This window comes from Rhizobium sp. PEPV16 (genome assembly GCF_008919455.1).
Lineage (GTDB): Bacteria > Pseudomonadota > Alphaproteobacteria > Rhizobiales > Rhizobiaceae > Rhizobium > Rhizobium leguminosarum_Q.
In genome coordinates this window covers 71033-88375 of the sequence record NZ_VSZV01000350.1, presented here as the reverse complement: position 1 = coordinate 88375, position 17343 = coordinate 71033, and the positions used below count along the sequence as shown (strand labels likewise).

The 17343-nt window shown below is 59.2% G+C and carries 25 protein-coding genes; 13 read left to right on the top strand and 12 right to left on the bottom strand.

The genetic code is table 11. The features are described 5' to 3' along the window. The first annotated feature begins 52 nt into the window (after positions 1-52). Together FY112_RS30730 and FY112_RS30725 are read left to right on the top strand one after the other, a co-directional pair. Entirely contained in the window at positions 53-811 is a 759-nt protein-coding gene (locus tag FY112_RS30730; RefSeq protein WP_151520032.1) for a hypothetical protein, read from the top strand. 255 nt (positions 812-1066) lie between these two features. Beyond that, on the top strand, positions 1067-2422 hold the full coding sequence (locus FY112_RS30725; protein WP_151520031.1) for a hypothetical protein: 1356 nt from the start codon (positions 1067-1069) through the stop codon (positions 2420-2422). Between the two features lie 157 nt (positions 2423-2579). On the opposite strand, the gene FY112_RS30720 is transcribed toward FY112_RS30725, so the two are convergent. Both FY112_RS30720 and FY112_RS30715 read right to left on the bottom strand, forming a co-directional pair. Then, positions 2580-3566, bottom strand: coding sequence for an acyltransferase (locus FY112_RS30720; RefSeq protein WP_151520029.1), 987 nt, complete (start codon positions 3564-3566; stop codon positions 2580-2582). Between the two features lie 104 nt (positions 3567-3670). Next, complete coding sequence (locus FY112_RS30715; protein WP_151520028.1) at positions 3671-3952, bottom strand: hypothetical protein; 282 nt, start codon at positions 3950-3952, stop codon at positions 3671-3673. 36 nt (positions 3953-3988) lie between these two features. Here FY112_RS30715 and FY112_RS30710 point away from each other — a divergent pair, with 36 nt between their 5' ends. The 6 genes from FY112_RS30710 (at position 3989) to FY112_RS30685 (ending at position 8156) form a co-directional block, all read left to right on the top strand. Further along, entirely contained in the window at positions 3989-4915 is a 927-nt protein-coding gene (locus tag FY112_RS30710) for a class I SAM-dependent methyltransferase (protein ID WP_151520027.1), read from the top strand. Positions 4916-5030: 115 nt separating this feature from the next. After that, positions 5031-5285 carry a hypothetical protein gene (locus FY112_RS30705; RefSeq protein ID WP_151520025.1) on the top strand — a complete coding sequence of 85 codons (255 nt, stop codon included), beginning with the start codon at positions 5031-5033 and terminating at the stop codon, positions 5283-5285. Further along, positions 5260-5724 carry a lysozyme gene (locus FY112_RS30700; protein WP_151520024.1) on the top strand — a complete coding sequence of 155 codons (465 nt, stop codon included), beginning with the start codon at positions 5260-5262 and terminating at the stop codon, positions 5722-5724. Before FY112_RS30705 ends, FY112_RS30700 begins: the two co-directional genes overlap by 26 nt. Further along, a complete protein-coding gene (locus FY112_RS30695) occupies positions 5724-6086 on the top strand; it encodes a hypothetical protein (protein ID WP_151520023.1) in 363 nt (120 codons plus the stop codon). The genes FY112_RS30700 and FY112_RS30695 overlap by 1 nt, the downstream gene beginning before the upstream one ends. A 19-nt stretch (positions 6087-6105) precedes the next feature. Then, positions 6106-6318 carry a hypothetical protein gene (locus tag FY112_RS30690; RefSeq protein WP_151520021.1) on the top strand — a complete coding sequence of 71 codons (213 nt, stop codon included), beginning with the start codon at positions 6106-6108 and terminating at the stop codon, positions 6316-6318. Continuing rightward, complete coding sequence (locus FY112_RS30685) at positions 6315-8156, top strand: SGNH/GDSL hydrolase family protein (protein ID WP_151520020.1); 1842 nt, start codon at positions 6315-6317, stop codon at positions 8154-8156. The genes FY112_RS30690 and FY112_RS30685 overlap by 4 nt, the downstream gene beginning before the upstream one ends. Positions 8157-8186: 30 nt before the next feature. Here FY112_RS30685 and FY112_RS37015 read toward each other — a convergent pair whose 3' ends face one another. Then, on the bottom strand, positions 8187-8324 hold the full coding sequence (locus tag FY112_RS37015) for a hypothetical protein (protein WP_165504078.1): 138 nt from the start codon (positions 8322-8324) through the stop codon (positions 8187-8189). A gap of 120 nt (positions 8325-8444) precedes the next feature. Here FY112_RS37015 and FY112_RS30680 point away from each other — a divergent pair, with 120 nt between their 5' ends. Together FY112_RS30680 and FY112_RS30675 are read left to right on the top strand one after the other, a co-directional pair. Further along, entirely contained in the window at positions 8445-8873 is a 429-nt protein-coding gene (locus FY112_RS30680; protein ID WP_151520019.1) for a DUF1515 domain-containing protein, read from the top strand. Positions 8874-8998: 125 nt separating this feature from the next. Continuing rightward, positions 8999-9184 (top strand): hypothetical protein, encoded by a 186-nt coding sequence (locus FY112_RS30675; protein WP_017959487.1) that lies wholly within the window; start codon positions 8999-9001, stop codon positions 9182-9184. A gap of 606 nt (positions 9185-9790) precedes the next feature. Here the strand turns inward: FY112_RS30675 and FY112_RS30670 are convergent. The 8 genes from FY112_RS30670 to FY112_RS30640 all read right to left on the bottom strand — a co-directional run bounded on the left by FY112_RS30670 (position 9791) and on the right by FY112_RS30640 (position 13060). Continuing rightward, positions 9791-9991: a hypothetical protein gene (locus FY112_RS30670; protein ID WP_131623872.1), complete on the bottom strand. Its 201-nt coding sequence runs from the start codon at positions 9989-9991 to the stop codon at positions 9791-9793. 336 nt (positions 9992-10327) lie between these two features. Further along, on the bottom strand, positions 10328-10510 hold the full coding sequence (locus FY112_RS30665; protein WP_131630634.1) for a DUF3606 domain-containing protein: 183 nt from the start codon (positions 10508-10510) through the stop codon (positions 10328-10330). A 226-nt stretch (positions 10511-10736) separates the two neighbouring features. Then, a complete protein-coding gene (locus FY112_RS30660) occupies positions 10737-10973 on the bottom strand; it encodes a hypothetical protein (RefSeq protein ID WP_017959490.1) in 237 nt (78 codons plus the stop codon). 214 nt (positions 10974-11187) lie between these two features. Then, positions 11188-11631 carry a pyridoxamine 5'-phosphate oxidase family protein gene (locus FY112_RS30655; protein WP_131630635.1) on the bottom strand — a complete coding sequence of 148 codons (444 nt, stop codon included), beginning with the start codon at positions 11629-11631 and terminating at the stop codon, positions 11188-11190. 66 nt (positions 11632-11697) lie between these two features. Next, on the bottom strand, positions 11698-11844 hold the full coding sequence (locus tag FY112_RS37010) for a hypothetical protein (RefSeq protein WP_181018305.1): 147 nt from the start codon (positions 11842-11844) through the stop codon (positions 11698-11700). Between the two features lie 71 nt (positions 11845-11915). After that, positions 11916-12278: a hypothetical protein gene (locus FY112_RS30650; RefSeq protein WP_131630638.1), complete on the bottom strand. Its 363-nt coding sequence runs from the start codon at positions 12276-12278 to the stop codon at positions 11916-11918. A gap of 79 nt (positions 12279-12357) precedes the next feature. Next, a complete protein-coding gene (locus FY112_RS30645; protein WP_131623874.1) occupies positions 12358-12621 on the bottom strand; it encodes a DUF1488 domain-containing protein in 264 nt (87 codons plus the stop codon). Positions 12622-12760: 139 nt separating this feature from the next. Continuing rightward, positions 12761-13060 carry a hypothetical protein gene (locus FY112_RS30640; RefSeq protein WP_011650973.1) on the bottom strand — a complete coding sequence of 100 codons (300 nt, stop codon included), beginning with the start codon at positions 13058-13060 and terminating at the stop codon, positions 12761-12763. Positions 13061-13249: 189 nt separating this feature from the next. On the opposite strand from FY112_RS30640, the gene FY112_RS30635 reads away from it, so the two are divergent. Together FY112_RS30635 and FY112_RS30630 are read left to right on the top strand one after the other, a co-directional pair. After that, positions 13250-13654, top strand: coding sequence for a hypothetical protein (locus tag FY112_RS30635; RefSeq protein WP_027664973.1), 405 nt, complete (start codon positions 13250-13252; stop codon positions 13652-13654). 70 nt (positions 13655-13724) lie between these two features. Beyond that, on the top strand, positions 13725-14099 hold the full coding sequence (locus tag FY112_RS30630) for a hypothetical protein (RefSeq protein ID WP_131623948.1): 375 nt from the start codon (positions 13725-13727) through the stop codon (positions 14097-14099). A gap of 142 nt (positions 14100-14241) precedes the next feature. Here FY112_RS30630 and FY112_RS30625 read toward each other — a convergent pair whose 3' ends face one another. After that, positions 14242-15747: a DegQ family serine endoprotease gene (locus FY112_RS30625; protein WP_151520018.1), complete on the bottom strand. Its 1506-nt coding sequence runs from the start codon at positions 15745-15747 to the stop codon at positions 14242-14244. Positions 15748-16348: 601 nt separating this feature from the next. On the opposite strand from FY112_RS30625, the gene FY112_RS30620 reads away from it, so the two are divergent. Then, positions 16349-17338: a LacI family DNA-binding transcriptional regulator gene (locus tag FY112_RS30620; RefSeq protein WP_181018304.1), complete on the top strand. Its 990-nt coding sequence runs from the start codon at positions 16349-16351 to the stop codon at positions 17336-17338. Positions 17339-17343 lie beyond the last annotated feature (5 nt).

Here is a 17343-nt window from a genome sequence, read left to right as displayed (position 1 = left end):
CGGCTACCGGTTGCCTCTTCCAAACTGAAGGGCAAAGTTGTAGATGCCTCTTATGATCAAGAAGCTCCTTAAAGCGGTTCTACCGAAATCTGCAATTGTCGCCGCCTACCAGTGGCATACGCGGGAAAGGCGATATAGATCTTGGGCCCACGCGGCAGCGGCCAGCGCAGAGTACGGGTCACGGGATCTCACGGCTTTCAGGGTGGCGCGCTCCCGGCAGATCGTCGGCGACGAGGATTCCTACGCAAAGCCGCCAGAAGAACTGCTCCAGACCTTCGACATGCCCTCTGGCCGATTCGTTGATTTCGGCGGTTCAGCCGGGGAGATGTGCGCCGTCCTGCAACGGCGGTTCCCTTCGTGGTCGTTCACCGTGGTCGAGACCAAGGCCATGTCGGATGCGTCGAGGGCGCTGCGCCCATCGATATCGCATTCTGATCAACTGCCCGATGGATACGATGTCTTCTATAGCAGCGGAACGCTTCAATATCTGGCCGATCCTGAACAGCTATGGAGTGACGCTCTCGGCAGGACGGGGCGGTACGCTTATCTGGCGCGAAATTGTTTCTCCAATCGCAAGGCCTTCAGCGTCCAGTCATCCAGGCTCTTTGACAACGGCGCTGGGCCGATTCCTGAAGGGTTCGAGGACGTCAATATCCGCTACCCGCATCAGACCATTTCAGAGGCGTCGTTGACCGAGATAGCTGGTCGAATGGGCTTCGATCTTATTGCCCGGTTCGACGGCCGCAATAGCGGAGTCACCGGCAGCAAAACGGATGCTTACGGAGCCGACCTTTTATTTAAGAGGCGATAGCCTACGTACGTCAGAAAAGAACGCGGAAAGCGGGTGCACTCTTTCGAAGCTACCGTTTCCCCCGCTGCCCCGATCTCAATAGCGAACAGATTCGAGTGCCCGCCTTTGAAGAGACGGGTGTGCCATGTCCGCGATCTTGAGGTGGCCGATCTCTGCAGTGCTCATTCGGTGCGAAAACAGTCGCCTGTGCACCCGCCTTCGCAAGACACCCAAATGGCCTCGCATGCGCGGGGCCTTTTTCTTTGGAGATGATGAATGCCCAGAAACCCATCCACCGGCGTCTATTCCAAGCCCGCCGGAACGACACCCTCGGTCGGCCAGGTCATCGACCCTGTGCCGTGGAACGCACTGACCACCGACCTCGGCAACGAAATCACCAACTCGCTGCCGCGCGATGGCTCGGCGCCGATGGTCGCGCCCCTCAAGGCCGCAGGCGGAACGGTGTCCGCCCCAGGCCTCGGCTTCGCCTCGACTCCGCAGACCGGCCTCTATCTGAAAGGCGGCGGCCTGCTCGGCTTTGCCCAGAACGGCGTCGACGTCTCGTTCGATAAAGTCTTGCTTTATGCGGCCAAGTCGGGCGATTACACGGCGCTTGCGTCCGACGACAACGCTATCCATCGCTTCACCGCGGCAGCCACACTTACCCTGGCCGCAGCGGCAACGCTCGGTGCAAACTGGCACTATGCCGTCATTGCCGATGGCGGCGATGTGACGATTGATCCCACTGGGTCAGAGACGATCGACGGCGCGGCCACGATGGTCGTTCCGAATGGTTATTCCACCTTCATTATCTGCAGTGGGTCCGGCTTCTTTTCGAACAAGCTTATGATGAGGATCCTAAGCAAAGCCGACAGTTCCGCCGTCGGCGATTTCGTTGTTGGGCTCATTCTTTCGAACAACAGCGGCAGTCCGAACACCCATGTCGACTTCGCGGCCGGCTCCGCTCGGTCGGGATCAAGCTTCGTTTCCAGTTCGTCGTCCATCACAAAGCGGATAAATGGAACGTTTGCGGCCGGGACCGGCACTGGTGGTCTCGACACGGGTTCTGTTGCTGCAAATACCACCTACTTCACCTATGCACTGCGCAAGGATAACGATCAGACTTTCGATGTCGTGTTGTCGACATCCGCGACGATCGCCGGAGTCAACACGATGCTGCTCACCGGCTACACGATCGTCAAATGCATCGGCGTCGTGCTGACCGATGCCAGCTCGAACATTCGGCCGTTTATCCTGTATCCCCGTGACGAATATACCTTCGTGACGCCGGTGAAGGACGCTGTCAACGCTGCTATCTCTACGACCTCGACGCTTCTGGCGCTAACAGTGCCAAATGGGGTGAAGATCAAGGCAAAGTTGAGATTCCAATATACCTCCACCGCCACGACGGCCTCCGCGCTTTTTTCAGACCCATCGCAGGGGATACTGGCTGCAAGCATCGGTAATGACGGCGGCAACGTCGGCGCTGTCCAGGTTGCCAGCAACTATGCCATTGGCTCAGCGGATATATGGACAAACACGAACAAGCAGATCCGCCAAGTCGCGGGCGCAGCCGGCACTATGTGGCTGTGGACCGATGGTTTCTATTTCCCGTGTGGGAGGGCTGCATAAAGACTTTTAAATTCCGGCTAGTGCTTCCCGCGCTCTGCTCGACGTCGTGAAGTCATGGGTGGCCCAGCAGGACGGGAAATGCAGGATGCCTTCGACAATCGCGGAACCTTCGTCAAGGACAGCCCGATGATGGCAGCAGGTTCGCGGCCATGGGCCTTCAGCCGCCGAAATCGACGCCTTCTTCCAAGCGGCGTCGGACCTCTAACTGCTCCATCTTTGCCTTCGCACGGCGCGCGGCGGTATGGCACGGCTTCTCGATCCATCGATAGAAGGGATAGACCAGAGCAAGGGAAAGAGCGCAGACGATGATCGGCGCCGTCACGATCCGCTCAACAGCAGCCGCCGCTATGGCGTGGACGAGGTAAATCGAGAAGCAAGCGGCACCGATCTTTTCCAGAGACCTTATCGGCCCTCGATCTGTCGCGGTCCTGATCTCTGCCAGTATCCAGCATCCCGCCAGCACTGAAAACGGCACCATAGTCAGGTAAAAGCCGGTGGCCGTGTTCATCGTCGCCCAATAAAGCGTGGAAGCACTTACGGCACTCACGACACGCCAGGCCCAAACATTGCCTCGAAGTTTCAGGCGGTCGAGGTTTTCAGCGAGATAGCAGCCAAGAAGCCAGGCAGGTAGCCCGACAACCCAATTGAGTTGCGGCCCGTATTTCATAGCGTTCCCATATTGGTCCGAGCCGAAGCCAATTGCTACGCCATAGGAGGCAATGACCGAAACGGCGGTAAGAACCGGCCATCCGATCCGGCGCGATATCGGTAAGATCAGCGGGTACAGGCAGTAGTAGACGGCTTCGCAGACGACGGACCATAGAATGTAGCCGTCTATCGGATTGTAGGCCCTCATGCCCATGGCTTGAGCCAGGATGAAGGCGGCGGTCGCGGGCGGCACGATCCGGATAAACCGACCGGCGAGGAATGGCGCGACCTGGAGGCCACGGAACCGATACGGGTAGTGGATGCAGAAGCCGGAAACCACAAAGAAGGCGATCACGGCAGGGTGGCCGGTGAAGATGTATCGCGAGATGCCAGGCATCGACGGCCCGAGCAAATGCGCGAATACTACGGACAGCGCGGCAACTGCTCTGACGGTATCGAGGCCTTCGATCCTGTTTGGACTCGGAAGTGATCGCATTTCGCCAAGTAACCGCTAAGCGAAAACTTAGCAATAGACAACTATTGTGTACTTCACAGTACCAATATTCCCCCTCAACAATCCCGAGACCACTCTCGTTCTCGTCAAATAAGTGGCGCGAGGTGACATCCCTGCGCCACCTGGTGCGAGGCTGATCGCTCATTTAGCGAATGTTGTTGATAGCCCTTGAAGTAGATTGATCTTCTCAGGCGACGGGCTTCGTCCGGTCGGCCGCGCGCTCCTGCCTTTCGGACTCTGGCAAGCTGACGAGGGGCAAGTCGAATGCCCTTGATCTTTTCGCTGTCGGAGAAGCCTTCAATGGAATAGAGGGATTCGAGAGTTGACGAACTCAAATCGTCCCGCGACTTTGGCTGAAGTGGTGGCATCTTCGTCTCCGATCCATACAAATTTCGAGAGTCCCAATGACGTCTGAAAATTTCAATCAACTACTAAATGTTTTTTGGCTTCGGCCTGAAACTGCTCTCTGGCGGTACTTGGATATCGAGGCGATGCGAGACTTTGAGTTTATCGGTCGCTCACTCGATTTCGGCTGCGGCGACGGGCTGTTCTCATTCATCAGGGCTGGCGGCGAGTTTAATCCCCTCTTTGATGCGTTTCAAAAGACAGTTAACCTTGATCGTTTTTACGAGAAGGTCGACGTGTTCGATGCCTATGACGATAGTTACGCGCCATTAGTGGCAAAGAGGCCGGATTATCAGATTACTGTTGGCTTCGACCACAAGCCAAATTTGCTGAAGAAAGCAGCTGGATTGGGTCTTTATGCCGAGACCGTCGTCGGCGACGGAAACGAGCCTCTGTCGTTTGAGGATGATAGTTTCGATACGATCTTCTCCAACATAGTTTATTGGCTGAATGATCCTGCAATTGCGATGGCAGAGCTTTGCCGAATACTGCGGCCCGGCGGGAAATTGTGCCTGATGCTGCCGAACGAGACTCTTCCGGACTACAGCTTTTTCAATCGCCTATTCGTGCAGACCAAAGATCCCGCGTGGAGCTGGCTCGACGAGCTTGACCGAGGCCGTTTGAGCGACAACATCAAACAGGCAGCTAGCGACGAACAATGGCGGGAAATCTTCGAGTCTGCCGGATTGAAGGTCCGTCGTCACTCGAACCATTTATCGAAACACATTATTCAGGCTTGGGATATTGGATTCAGGCCGATGTTCCCGGCATTCTTAAAAGCGGTGGAGGCCATTCCGGTCGACAGACTAGCTGATGTGAAGTCGGAATGGGTGGAATCGCTGAAGCGGTTTGCGGTGCCATTCGCGGCGACTGAGATCCATGATAATCCGGCCAACGCGTTCCACTGCTACGTCCTCAGCAAATAAGCTATTTGAATACCCTACGGCTGAGAAAGGTCGTACAGGCACAAGTCACGGATCTTCAAGGCGGTTCTTCGGAGCCGCCTTTTTCTTTGCCACATCCAAAATCCGGAGCCTACCCATGCTCGTCCATAACTGGCGCGCGGTGCTGAAGCGTGCCTGGTCGGTGCGGTTGATGGCGCTGGCGCTGCTCTTCATCATCGTTGAGCCCGTCTACACCTTCATCGCCGCCACCTGGGTGTCGCGCAACATCTACATCCAGCTCGCCATGTCAGTGGCGACAGGGCTTCTCGCCGTTGCGGCGATCATCGCCCGCATCTTCGTCCAGCAGAAAATCTCAGGAGACCTGAATGGCAAACCGCCTGCAGAAGGGTAGTGCCGCCGCGGCCATGGCCGTGGCGCTCGTCGGATCGTTCGAGGGATTGCGCCAGAATGCCTATCCCGATCCGGCCACGCAAGGGAAGCCGTGGACGATCTGCTATGGCAGCACCAATGGCGTGAAGCCGGGGGACCGCAAGACGGTGGAGCAGTGCAAGGCGCTCCTGGCGCTGGAGCTCAAGACCTATGCCGGCGGCATCGAAAGCTGCGTGCGCGTGGCCCTGCCGGATGCGCGCTTCGTGGCGCTGACCTCCTTTGCCTATAATGTCGGCGTCAAGGCGGCCTGTGGCTCGAGCGCGATCAGGCTCATCAACCAGGGCAGGACGGCCGAGGGCTGCGAGGCGCTTTTGAAGTGGAACCGCCCCGCCGGCATCGTCTGTCCGGGGCTTATCAGGCGCCGGCAGAAAGAACGCCAGTTCTGCCTCGAGGGCGTCTGATGTTCTCTATCCTCGACACGCTCAAGATGGGCGCCGGCCTCGCCGGTGGCCTGATGCTCTATCACCTCTACGCGGTTTCGATCGGCTATCCCTCGGCGGCAAGGCAGGCGCGTGCCGGCTATATCCTTGTTGCCGAGAAGAGCGCAGCCGAGGCCCAGGCTGCCGAGATGGAGCGCCAGCGCAATGCGGCGGCGGAGGCCGGCGAAGAGCATCGCAAGCGCCTTAAGGCCGCAGAAGCCGCCGAGCAGGCCGCCAAAGACACACTCGAAACCGAGATCCAATCCTATGAGCTTCAGCTTTCGGAAAAGAACCGCGCTTGCGCTGTCACTGCTGCTGATCGTCAGTGGCTGCTCCGCCACTGAGCGATTGAATAAGGCGGCGGTGACGAAAGGGCAGGCGGCGGCCGGCATTACTCTGCCGCCGCTGCCGGACGATCTGCGCCGGCAGGAAGCGCATGCGCCTGTTGTCGAAGGCGAGCCCGTCATCGCCATCCTCGTCCGCGAGCGCCAGGCGCTCGACCGCGCCAATGCCCGCCAGGGGCGCACCATTCAATTCTACGACGACCTCACCGCCAGATATGGAACACGCCGATGATGAACGCTATTTCGCTTGCCCTTGCGAATCCGATGCTGAGCGGTGGAGGCGGGGCGGGCGCCGACCCCGATCGCTACATGTTCTTCGCCACCCGCAACCGCATGCCGTCTGGAAACATCGTCACCGCCGCAGCCGGCGCGAATTACGTCTGCAGCAAGATCGTCGTCAACACGCCACAGTACAAGACCAGGACCTTCCGCTTTCACCTCTCGGGCTTCGCCTCGACGGAAGGCGGAAACTCGCCGCAGGAAACGGTCGTCACCGGCACGATCGGCACACCGGGCAATGCCGTGGTCGCCGATGCGATGTTCATCAGGGTCGCAGGCGTCTTCTACCAATGCACCTTCGCCGGCCTGAACACGGTGACGGTCGCTGACCAGACGAACGGCGCCTGGACGGACGAGCTGACCATTCCCGATGTCGCGCCGGAAAGCGAAATCGAAATCTGGCTGTTTTATCACACCGCCGTCGGCGAGAAGATCTGGCCGGTCTACCGCATCCAGAAGCATCGCGGAGAGCGTGTCTGGGGTGCGGGCGATCTCGCCACGCTGCTCGCCTTCAAGGACACCCCGCTTGCCGACAGCACGGCCGCACTCGATACCAATTACGCGACCGTCGCCCAGCCGCAATATTACGGGCCTGACTTCATGGTCGCCAAGGGTGATTGGGATGGTCGCCCGATCGTTCTCGGCCTTGTGGACAGCATCGGTGAGGCACGCCAGCAGTTTTCCGCCGCCGCCGATGCGCGCGGCAATCTCGGCTGGTTGCGCCAATGGCTCGATAGGGATAGCGGCATCGGCCGCATTCCGCATCTGATGATCGGCATGCCGGGAAACGGTTCGGTGCGCGAGCTCACCGGCACCGGTGCTGCGATCGCGACCCGGCGCTGGGCCATTCTCGACGAGATCACCGCCTTCAACAACAATCAGAAGCCGTTCACCGTCATCGCCAACCAGATGGGGCAGAACGATACGGCGGCCACCTACACGCAGTTTTTCAACACCAATTACAGAAGCCTGATCACCAGGCTTCGGGCGCGCTACCCCGGCGTCAAAATCGTCGCATTGCCGCCGCTCGGCCGCACCGTGTCCACCCGCGCGGTCACCCTCACATCGGTCGGCGCCGTCGCAACGGCCACGATCGCCTCGGGCATCAACGGGCTCGCGACCGGCCAGACGGTGTCGATCTCCGGCGCTGCGCAGACGGAGTATAACGGCAATGTGGTGATCACGGTCACCGGGCCGAACAGCTTCACCTATAATTTTGCCGGATCGGCGACATCGCCGGCGACGGGCACAATCACCGCCAACGACCTCTATCTCAGGGCCTCCTACCAGAGCTTCTCGGCCAACAACACCTGGCCGGCGGACGGCACGGATGCCTCGGGCAAATGGCGGCTGCGCGCCGATATCCTGGCGAAGACCTCGGCCTGCTGCGACGACGCGATCGATACCTATGCGGCCTGGGTTTCCGGTGAAAGGGAGGGCGTCTGGCCCGGCATGCTGGAGCTACCGAGCACGGTGGTGACCGTGCAATCGGGCACGGATGGGGTCGCGACCTACACGACGATCGAGGTTGCGGATGCCAGCATCTTCGGGCCAGAGCAGGAGATCAGCACCTATGCCGGGCCGGATGGCCTTGCCCGCCTGTCGACCACATCGATCGGCAGCATCTCCGGCAATACGATTACCATCTCGATCCCGCGCTCCACGGTGCTGCCGGTCGGCTCCATCGTCCGCCCGAGCGTCACGCCGGATGGCGTTCATCCCTACGGCGCCGTGATCGACCGTGTCGTGGGCGGCATTCCCCAATCCGAGAAGGTGAAATTCAATTCTTGAGCGTGCGAGTGGCGGACGCCTTCGACGTCGTCACTTCGGCTCCGGCTGCTGGATGACAGGCGGCGGCGTTTCGCTCTTGCCGCTCCCTTGAACGAACGGCTTGATCACCGGGATGCTCAGGATCGACGCGACCATGACCCCGATGATGATCATCAATAGCATTCTCATGGGCGCCTCGCTTCAGATCGATTGAGCTGTCTTGCGGCATGCATACGCCTCTTCAGGAATCCGAAGATTCAACATCCCCAGGCTGAAAACGTTCCATCGCACAACAGAGCACCGATAGAGATGACATCCAATGACGATATCCTGCGCGCCCTCGGACGCGTCGAGGGCAGGCTGACAGGCATCGAGGAAAACGTGGCACTTCTGCGCAACGAGGTCGGTGACGAAAAGGCCAATGCACACGACAGCCGCGCCGTAATCCACAAGCGGCTTGACGAACAGGCCAGGCAGATCGCCCATCTCGATACCAGGGTGGCGATCAGCGGCGGTGCGGATGCGTTAATCCGCGAGGAGATCAAGAGCCTCAAGGAGACCGTCGAGAAGAACCAGGAGGCGGTCGGGCCGGCGCTTGAGGAGTGGAAACGGATGAAGACGATCGGCTACGGGATATCGGGCTTGATTGCCTTCGCCGGCCTGACGATCGGCGGGATGATTGCCTATGCGAGCGATGGGGCTGTGGCGGCGCTTCGGCATTGGTTGAAGATCAATTGATCGGCGAGCACTAGGGCGCCAGCAGACTCACGTGCCCCAACCGAAGCAAACAAACCCCGAAATTTTAGACTTCCCTAACGAACAAATCTGCGCCCTGTTGGTTTTCCTCTTAGGAGGAAACAGACATGAAGAGCATGAGCAATCGCCAAGTTCGCATTCCCGGCCCGCGAGAGCACGATGTTGCGGAGCATTGCCGCAAGTTTGGGATCGGCCCGGCAGAGGAGAAGAAGCTGAAGAAACTTCTCGGGCCGCGGGCGCCGCTCCATGAAATCCAGGCCAATGCTCCGCCGCGGCAGCCAAGGTGGCGTTAGTCCAAGCGCGAAGCGGTTTCCCCGGGAATTGCATGAGACAAAAGGTCAGAGCGGTTCAGCTTCCATGAAAGCTGAACCGCTCTGAGTCGTGAAGGGGTCGCAAAAGACTGTCCATCTGATCGTTTCACGCCGCATTACGGCATTGATTCAAAGATTGAGCGACACGGAGCAGCGCGGCGAATCTGGGTAAAAGAGGTTCTATTGCCGGGCTTTTCAATCATCGATCTTGTTTAAGATGTGGGCCGACTGCTCGGCCTGCCACACTCCGATCCACTCAAAGCCCTGCTCCGGCAGGGTTTTTCGTTGGCGTTGTCGTGTGCCTATCGATTTTCACCCTGGACGGAGTCTATTGGTATGCCTGCCGAATCATGCCGGGGCAGGTGCCGATGGCCCTTCCACGAATTTTCCGGGGTCGCGGTGCCGTCGCTCTGCCGGGAACTTCCGGCAATATCAGGGGTTTTGCCGGCGGATCGCGCGGCAGGTCTCGTCTCCTGTACCACTGCTACCCCTGCAGTTGCTGCGCGGTCCACTGATGCAGAACCGAAGGCATTGCTCTCGGCGATCGCCAGGGCGCAAAGCCGTACAGTTGCGCGCCCGCAAAGCGTATCAATGCCGTGGTTGCCGCGACAGCATCAGGATGTAATCGTCGGCGATGTCGGCAACCACCATGGCGGCTTCCGCGGCCGTGTATCCCCTGCCGATGGCGTCGCTGACGATCTTCATCACGGCAGGTTCAAGCGCTTCCCGGCAGTCGGACAAGCTTTCGACATGCGGGCATTTTGCCCGAAATTCCAAGACGTTGTTCATGGCGCACCCTCCATTCGATTGAGCTCGGGCCCTATGAAGGCAAGCCGGCCTCTCCCCAGAAAGGCGGGCCATGGTTCCGGCGAGCTGCTTCAGGAACCAGAAGTGTTATCGTGATGCTACGATGGCATAGGAGCCGAGGTATTCAAGCGCATGCTGATATTAAGGTAAGCCAGTAGGGTTAATTCGTCCGTTGCTGTTGCATCGTGGCATCGCCAGCAGATGCAAAGGCTACAGAGGCTGATGCATCTCGCCCAAAACCGTACAGCGGTTTTGGGACAACGACATGCATCAAATAAAGACTTTAGGATTTAAACGCCTGCCAGATCATTTTCTGCCCTAGACGCTGATACGCCGGCCCGCCTTGTCCGCCTCTTTGCGATTGGCGCCGTGTTTTTCGATGATGTCCTTGGCATCCTCGTTGGAAATGCGGTGTTTCTTCGCGAAGTAGATGACGTCGTAGGGTGCGTCAGCCACGGCCGCTTTGGCGGGCTGGGTCTTTTTGCTTGTGTCATTGGTCATGATTTTTCCTTTCAAGGCAATGTTGCGCCGGACATCAGCTGATGTCGCCGCGTCAGCACCAGAACAGGATGATTTTCAGCCGGGTCGGCTCTGAAATCGGAATCCTGTTTCAATTAAAGAGTTAGAGCATGATGTCGTCCGAAAACCGCTCACGCTTTTCGGCATCCTGCTCTGTCGGCTTCGGAACGAGCCAAGCCGGCATCGGTTGAGGAATTGGCTTGCCGTCCTATCGATGCGCTCGGGCCGTCATATGTTTTTCCCAGATCTGCGTTGCCTGCGCTGCCGTGCCGGTCTTGTGGAATCGCAGCAGGTGCAGTCCTTCGTTCCGTCGTTTTTCGTTAAAGGCGCTGTTTTCGTAGTCGGTGCCTTCGACAATGCTCTCGCTTTGAAGAACGGCCTTCAACTCCTGCACATAGTGTCCGGTGATGTTGAAAAGCGCTTCATTCTCAGGTGCGTCTGTCATCGTTTTCCCTATGAGTGGTCGCGTGGCATTGAACGCAGTGCTGCGGTTCAGCTGGCCACGTTGGTGGATGCATCAAGCAATCCGCGCCCCTATGGGAAAGGCTGGTATCGGACAGCGTTTAGCTGGAGGTGTCTGTCTGGAGTTCCATATATCATGCAGCAGCGCACCCTTGCCAATCAAGGATTAAGGCGCGGCGAGTCTGAACGCCCGCATGTTAAACTACTTGCCTCCCCGATACCACCTCAATCGAAATGCCGAAGAATATGGAGGGAGCAGGGCTGTCTTCGCTTTCCGAGTTTAAGGCAAGCGATCCGGGTTCCCACCAAAACGGTTGCTTCTGCAGGAGAGACCAGGCGTGGAGGCGTTCGTCATGCCGAGCCGGCGTATCGGTCAGCTCATCATAGGTGCCCTGAACAAGCACGCTCTTCCACGTTCGGTTTTCGCCGAATTCTTCAACCTGAACACAGGCGGGTGAATGGGCCCGCAATAGATCAATCTTCAGGCCCGGCATGGAAAATATGTAAAGCCGTTCTTTTTCATAGGCATACTGGATGGGAACGATATAGGGATATTTCTCGCCGAGGCATGCCAGGTGGCCACGGGTGTGGCCTGCCAGAAAGGCGAGGCAGTCTTGTTCACCCATTTCTCGCAGTTGCATCGCGTTATCCACTTCGTTTGATAGGCAGCAAAGCGTCTTCGGCTCGCGGCAACAGTCTTTGCAGCGCTACCAGAACACATCGTTGAGAATGATATAGACGATAAAGGCCAGACAGATTGCTGGTGTCGATTTCACCAGAAAGTCGATATACCGGAACCTGCCGATATGCTGAGCCAGGCGTTTCCACCAATGGATGTTTACCGTGGAAGACATGGTGCCCTCCTTTGGTTGGGGCCGGGTAACTCTGATTACGCCGGGAAGCAGCACCCGTTCACAAGCTGCCACTACACCAAATATGGGCGCCAATCATCTGCGCTACAAGGCGTGGCGGATTGCCGTTCCGGCAAAGAGATCCCGCTGCTGTGCACGATCGCAAGGGGCGGCGCGGAGGTGCCAGGATTGCGGGGCACGTCCATACAGGATTGCACTTCTACCTCAACCATCGCTTCGATCAGTTTCAGCCGATCGAGCTTCCGCCGTTGATCGTCGTAGAGCCTGCTGAGCAGCGCATAGGCCGGCCCGGAGGGTCTGCCTTTGCGCAATAGTTTCCTGATCACCATTTCCTGATCGGCAACGCGATGCGCCGCCTTCACGATATGGCGACGCGCCAGCTTCAGGTCTTTCGGGCGGTATCGTGTGGAAACCATATGCTTTGCTCCCCCCTGTCTCATCCGGCATAGCAGGATGGTGGCCATTTCAGTTCACCGGCCGCACGCCTTCCAGCGATCAGCGAAAATCTGCGGCCGTCAGCGTGAAGTTGTTTCCGCGTCGATGCTGATAGGCTCTCGATGCGGCCTCCTGAATGGAAGAGCGCGCCGCATCAAAGGCATTGAGATAGGCGGTCTCGGAAGAGTTCTGGGTGATCGCGCTGCCGAGGGCTGCCTCTTCGACCAGAAACCGGACTTCGAACATGCCGTCATAGCCGGTGAAGCGGACACCTTTTCTCGCTTCGTCGAAGCTGCGGCTTCTATTGGGGAAAATAAGTGTCATTGCGGTTATCCTTGGAAGTGGGCGCGGCCGATCTGTGGAACTCGGGCACCGGTGGTGATGATGGCTGCACGAGGAGCGAATAGCTTGACGCCGGATGTCCAGCGATCAGCCTGCCTGCATGTCCGGACGTCGGCAGATCTTAGTGGATGGTCTGCACGATAACCCGGTTTTCAAGCAAGGCTTCCGATGTCTTGATCAAGCGCATCGTACCCGTGATAACCTCATCGGAATAGAGCGAATCCGCACGGGAAATTTCGTCCGTCATATCGCGGAGAACTTTGTTGATCTCCAGCAGCGGCGGCACGAATTCCACCAATCCGGCGGCTGCCAGCCCGTGCGTCAGGCGCGCGATCGCCTCTCGCAGGTGATCGACCAGCGCACGCCTTTCCACCGGCAGTGCCGACGGCTTTGTGAGGGTCGCTTCATCGTTGAACTGCATGATGCGAATCCTCCTATAGCTAAAATGGGTTCCGCCACGCCATTATCAATGGCCGCCGCGAATGAGGTTGCGGTCAGCCGGCAATAAGCGCAAGCTAATTTATCGGCGGGCACGATACGGGCACCGCTGCTTGGGGCGCGGCAGGAAATCTGCCGCCAGTCAACCCTAGCCCCAACGAAGGAGGACGCCATGTCTTCCACATCAGATCAGTTTTTCGGCGTCGGCAATTTGAGGATGCTCGATCGTATCCTGCGAAAGGCCGGCTTTCGCGGCGGCGAAACCCACGCGGCCGATGAGGGTGAGATCACCGCCACAAGTTTCCTCATTGATTGCTTCCAGATGGGGATCGTCGATGAGGCCGCGTTGAAATCGGCGCTGAAAATGTATCTCGCGACACAGTTGAGTTCAGGCCCGCTTCCGCAGGCAATGGAAGACGCCTCATTTGCCCGATGGCAGGATGACGGCGGCGCCCCGGTGAAAGCCTATCGGATCGCGCGGTATACGGCGTCCGGGCGTGCGGACGCACCACTGCGGCCGCCAGCCTACCGCTTTCCCAAAACCAGGCTGCCTGAACGATTGTCCGAGATCCCGTGAACGTCCTGCTGCGATGTCGCCGGTCCCCCCGATCGATCGTCGCGATGACATGACGAACAAGGAAGAAGACATGTCTGGGGTTCACGCAGATCAAAAGGACGGGGCCAGGAAAAGCAAAATCATCGCCTTCCTGCGGAAAATCGCAACCTTAAGCCCGACTGCAGACGATCTCATAGCGCAGGCGCGTCAAGCGCGATCATCGTCAGCGGAGGAGGGGATCGATAGCGCCGATAGGCAAGCCTATGGTTTGGCGCGTCCACACAGAGGTCCGTTCGATAACGCGACGGCATTCAGTGCCTCCACCTACGACCATGATCTCCCGACGCGGCAGCAATTGGAGGCCGCGCAACGCAGCCAATCCGATGCGGTAAAGCTGCAAGAGGCAAACCGCCAAAAAGGCAAATTTCGTATGCGTTCAAAGCGGACGAAGCTGAAATATCCCTGAGCAGCAGATAGAGGGGCGGACGGCGCCCTCTAGATTTTTGCCGACTGAGCGGTGCTTGGCTTCAAGGTCTCTCCGCTCCGGTCCATCGAAAAGCCCGCGTCAGGCAGGCTTTTCCTGTTTGCAGCAACAGCTCAGACTACCGTCAGGCCGCCCCAAACGGCACGGCGACGAAGGTCTTGTTGCCGTCGCGTTCGACGAGCAGCAGCACCGACTTGCGGCCGGCCTTGCCGGCGTCTGCAATCGCGGTCTTGACGTCGCGGGCATTGTGGACTGGTCTGTCATTCACCGAGACGATGACATCGCCCGATTGGATGCCGGCGGCAGCCGCAGACCTGTCTGGGGCGACCTTGGCGACCACCGCGCCGCTGATCGAGCGCGGCAGGTTGAGCTCTTGGCGCACGTCGGGCGTGAGATCGGCAAGGCCGATGCCGAGGCTCGGCTGGCCGGTGCTCTGGCCTTGGGCGTCCGGGCTTTCGGTCGCCGCCTGCTTCTGGCCTTCCTCATTGGTGCCGACGGTGACGTTGAGATCGATCGTCTTGCCGTCGCGCCAGACGCTGAGGGACTTTTTCGCGCCCGGCGAAAGGTCGGCGACCAGGCGCGACAGGTCCTTCGGCGTCTTGACGCTCTCGCCGCCGACTGAGGTGACGATATCGCCGGGCTTCAGGCCGGCATGGGCGGCCGGCGTATCGGCGGTGACGGCGGCAACCAGCGCGCCGCCGGTCTTATTGAGGCCGACGGCATCGGCGACATCCTTGGTGACCGGCTGGATCTGCACGCCGAGATAGCCGTGATCGATCGAGCCGTCCTTCTGCAGCTTGGCGACGATCGCCTTGGCCTCGTCGGAGGGAATGGCGAAACCGACACCGACGCTGCCGCCGTTCGGCGAATAGATAGCGGTGTTGATGCCGACGACATTGCCGTTGCGGTCGACCAGCGGACCGCCGGAATTGCCATGGTTGATCGGCGCGTCGATCTGGATGAAATCGTCATAAGGCCCGCTGTGCAGGTCGCGGCCGCGCGCCGAGACGATGCCTGCCGTCACCGTGGCGCCGATGCCGAAGGGATTGCCGATCGCCAGAATCTGGTCGCCGAGCTTCAGCCTGTCGGAATCGCCCCAGGCAATGGTCTGCAGCGGCTTGCCCGCCTCTATCTTCAACACGGCGACATCGGATTTCGGGTCGGTGCCGATCAGCTTGGCCGGCAGTTCCGTGCCGTCATCCAGCGTCACCTTGATGTCGACGGCATTGTCGATGACATGGTTATTGGTGACGATCACCCCGTCGGGGCTGATGATGAAGCCGGAGCCGAGCGCCATCGCCTGCTGCGAAGGCCGCTTTTGCGGTGCCTGGCGCGGCAGCGGGATGCGCTGATCCTCGAAGAACTGGCGGAACTGCTCGTCCATCGGCGATTCCTGCTCTCCGGCGCTGACATCGGTCGCCTTCATTGTCGTGGTGATGGTGACGACGGCAGGCTTGTCGGCATCGACGATGGAGGCGAAGGAGCCGCTCGGCGCGAGAATGCCGCCGGTATCAGAGGGCGCGGCAACGGCATTGGAGGCGTTGATGGCGAAGGGGAGGCAGGCTGCGCCGGCGATGATGGCGGCCCCGACAAGGGCTGCGGTGCGATGGTTGCGGAGGATGTGTGACATGGTGGTGATCCCTTGGGCGGTGGTCCCTTGCGAGAGCGTTGGCTTTGGATGGCGTCGTGGTTCCATGTCCTGGGACCTGGCGTCGGATGGCGTTTTGGCGCCAATTCCTCCTGGAAACACGCAGTCGTCGAGGGCGGTGGCCGGGGGAAGAGAAGAATTGGCGCTCGGGATTCATATGATCCCACCAAGCGGATTTACAAATTAAAGTTTGATCATGTTTATATTGCCGATTTGTAAGCTAATGACTGGAACTTAATCTTCGCTCACCCAGCGTTTGCGCGGCTCAAAAATTCCGGCCTGATTTTGCTTCGCTGGCGGCCTCCACGATGTTTTCATTCGAAAATAAACGCACTTTTTCCAGGAGGTGATGATCCGATCGCCGCATGCGCCCGTAATTTGCCGACAGACGATCCCGCTGCCGTTTCTGTAAGTTATATTCTGGGATTCTGTTGCGAATATAAAATGTTAGTAGACTCTAAATTATTTCTTCTTCAGAAAGTAAAGATCGCGAATCGAGGGCAAGCGAGACTTGCGGGCTAGATATAACGGGGCGGTGGGGACGGCAGTGGAGCGGGGGCGGAAGGGCAGGCGCGGCGCGCAAGTGAAGTTGAGCGATGTGGCGAAGAAGGTGGGAGTTAGCCCCATCACGATTTCGCGCGCGCTTCGCAATCCTGAAATCGTCTCTGCGGATCTGCGCCAGACCATCCTGCGCACGGTAGACGAGATGGGGTATATCCCCAATCTTGCCGCCCGGGCGCTGGCCGGCCGCCACAACGGCACTGTCGGCGTCATCACGCCCGCTTTGCACCGGCCCGCCTTTGCAGGCCTGATGATCGGCATCGAGGATCGCTTGCGCGCCACCGAATTCGGTGTGCAATATTCCAACACGCTCCACCGTGCCGATCGGGAGGCCGGCCAGCTGAAATCCTTCCTGATGCAGAAGCCGGCCGGCGTCATCATCGCCGGTGCCGAATCCTATGATAACCTTCTGCCGCTGATCGAGAATGCCGCCTGTCCGATAGCCCATATCACCGATCTCAGCCAGGAGCCGGAAAGGCTGGTCGTCGGCCTTGATCATCATGCGGCAGGCGCCGAACCCACGCGTTTCCTGCTGTCGAGGGGCTATCAGAGGATCGGCTTCATCGGCGGCAGCACGGATCTTCGCTCGCGCCGCCGCAGAGAGGGCTATGAGGCCGCGATGCGCGAGGCCGGCCGTTTCGATCCCGATCTTGCCATCGGCGCGGATGCGCCGGGCACCACCGGTCTCGGAAGGGAATTGTTGATCCGCCTGCTGGCGCGCGTGCCTGATGTCGATGCAGTGTTTGCCCAGAACGACGAACTGGCGCTCGGTGTGCTCATCGAATGCGGCATGCGCGGCATCCGCGTGCCTGAGGATTTCGGCATCTGCGGTTTCAACGATCTGGAATTTTCGGCCTTCACCGAACCGTCGCTGACGACGGTGCACATACCGCGCTACGATATCGGCTACCGCGTTGCCGATATGCTGCTGCGCGCCGTCCGCGACGAGCCGCCCGGCGAAGACAAGGTCGATTGCGGCTTCTCCATCATCCCGCGCGGCTCGACGCGGTAAGCTGC

Bases quoted from the DNA above. Each gene is read 5' to 3' on its own strand.
- FY112_RS30685 (WP_151520020.1), top strand. From the start codon at position 6,315: ATGATGAACGCTATTTCGCTTGCCCTTGCGAATCCGATGCTGAGCGGT.
- FY112_RS30720 (WP_151520029.1), bottom strand. From the start codon at position 3,566: ATGCGATCACTTCCGAGTCCAAACAGGATCGAAGGCCTCGATACCGTC.
- FY112_RS30635 (WP_027664973.1), top strand. From the start codon at position 13,250: ATGTCTTCCACATCAGATCAGTTTTTCGGCGTCGGCAATTTGAGGATG.
- FY112_RS30695 (WP_151520023.1), top strand. From the start codon at position 5,724: ATGTTCTCTATCCTCGACACGCTCAAGATGGGCGCCGGCCTCGCCGGT.
- FY112_RS30660 (WP_017959490.1), bottom strand. From the start codon at position 10,973: ATGACAGACGCACCTGAGAATGAAGCGCTTTTCAACATCACCGGACAC.
- FY112_RS30645 (WP_131623874.1), bottom strand. From the start codon at position 12,621: ATGACACTTATTTTCCCCAATAGAAGCCGCAGCTTCGACGAAGCGAGA.
- FY112_RS30710 (WP_151520027.1), top strand. From the start codon at position 3,989: ATGACGTCTGAAAATTTCAATCAACTACTAAATGTTTTTTGGCTTCGG.
- FY112_RS30725 (WP_151520031.1), top strand. From the start codon at position 1,067: ATGCCCAGAAACCCATCCACCGGCGTCTATTCCAAGCCCGCCGGAACG.
- FY112_RS30670 (WP_131623872.1), bottom strand. From the start codon at position 9,991: ATGAACAACGTCTTGGAATTTCGGGCAAAATGCCCGCATGTCGAAAGC.
- FY112_RS30630 (WP_131623948.1), top strand. From the start codon at position 13,725: ATGTCTGGGGTTCACGCAGATCAAAAGGACGGGGCCAGGAAAAGCAAA.
- FY112_RS37010 (WP_181018305.1), bottom strand. From the start codon at position 11,844: ATGTCTTCCACGGTAAACATCCATTGGTGGAAACGCCTGGCTCAGCAT.
- FY112_RS30650 (WP_131630638.1), bottom strand. From the start codon at position 12,278: ATGGTTTCCACACGATACCGCCCGAAAGACCTGAAGCTGGCGCGTCGC.
- FY112_RS30665 (WP_131630634.1), bottom strand. From the start codon at position 10,510: ATGACCAATGACACAAGCAAAAAGACCCAGCCCGCCAAAGCGGCCGTG.
- FY112_RS30675 (WP_017959487.1), top strand. From the start codon at position 8,999: ATGAAGAGCATGAGCAATCGCCAAGTTCGCATTCCCGGCCCGCGAGAG.
- FY112_RS30730 (WP_151520032.1), top strand. From the start codon at position 53: ATGATCAAGAAGCTCCTTAAAGCGGTTCTACCGAAATCTGCAATTGTC.
- FY112_RS37015 (WP_165504078.1), bottom strand. From the start codon at position 8,324: ATGAGAATGCTATTGATGATCATCATCGGGGTCATGGTCGCGTCGATC.
- FY112_RS30705 (WP_151520025.1), top strand. From the start codon at position 5,031: ATGCTCGTCCATAACTGGCGCGCGGTGCTGAAGCGTGCCTGGTCGGTG.
- FY112_RS30715 (WP_151520028.1), bottom strand. From the start codon at position 3,952: ATGCCACCACTTCAGCCAAAGTCGCGGGACGATTTGAGTTCGTCAACT.
- FY112_RS30640 (WP_011650973.1), bottom strand. From the start codon at position 13,060: ATGCAGTTCAACGATGAAGCGACCCTCACAAAGCCGTCGGCACTGCCG.
- FY112_RS30700 (WP_151520024.1), top strand. From the start codon at position 5,260: ATGGCAAACCGCCTGCAGAAGGGTAGTGCCGCCGCGGCCATGGCCGTG.
- FY112_RS30655 (WP_131630635.1), bottom strand. From the start codon at position 11,631: ATGCAACTGCGAGAAATGGGTGAACAAGACTGCCTCGCCTTTCTGGCA.
- FY112_RS30680 (WP_151520019.1), top strand. From the start codon at position 8,445: ATGACATCCAATGACGATATCCTGCGCGCCCTCGGACGCGTCGAGGGC.
- FY112_RS30625 (WP_151520018.1), bottom strand. From the start codon at position 15,747: ATGTCACACATCCTCCGCAACCATCGCACCGCAGCCCTTGTCGGGGCC.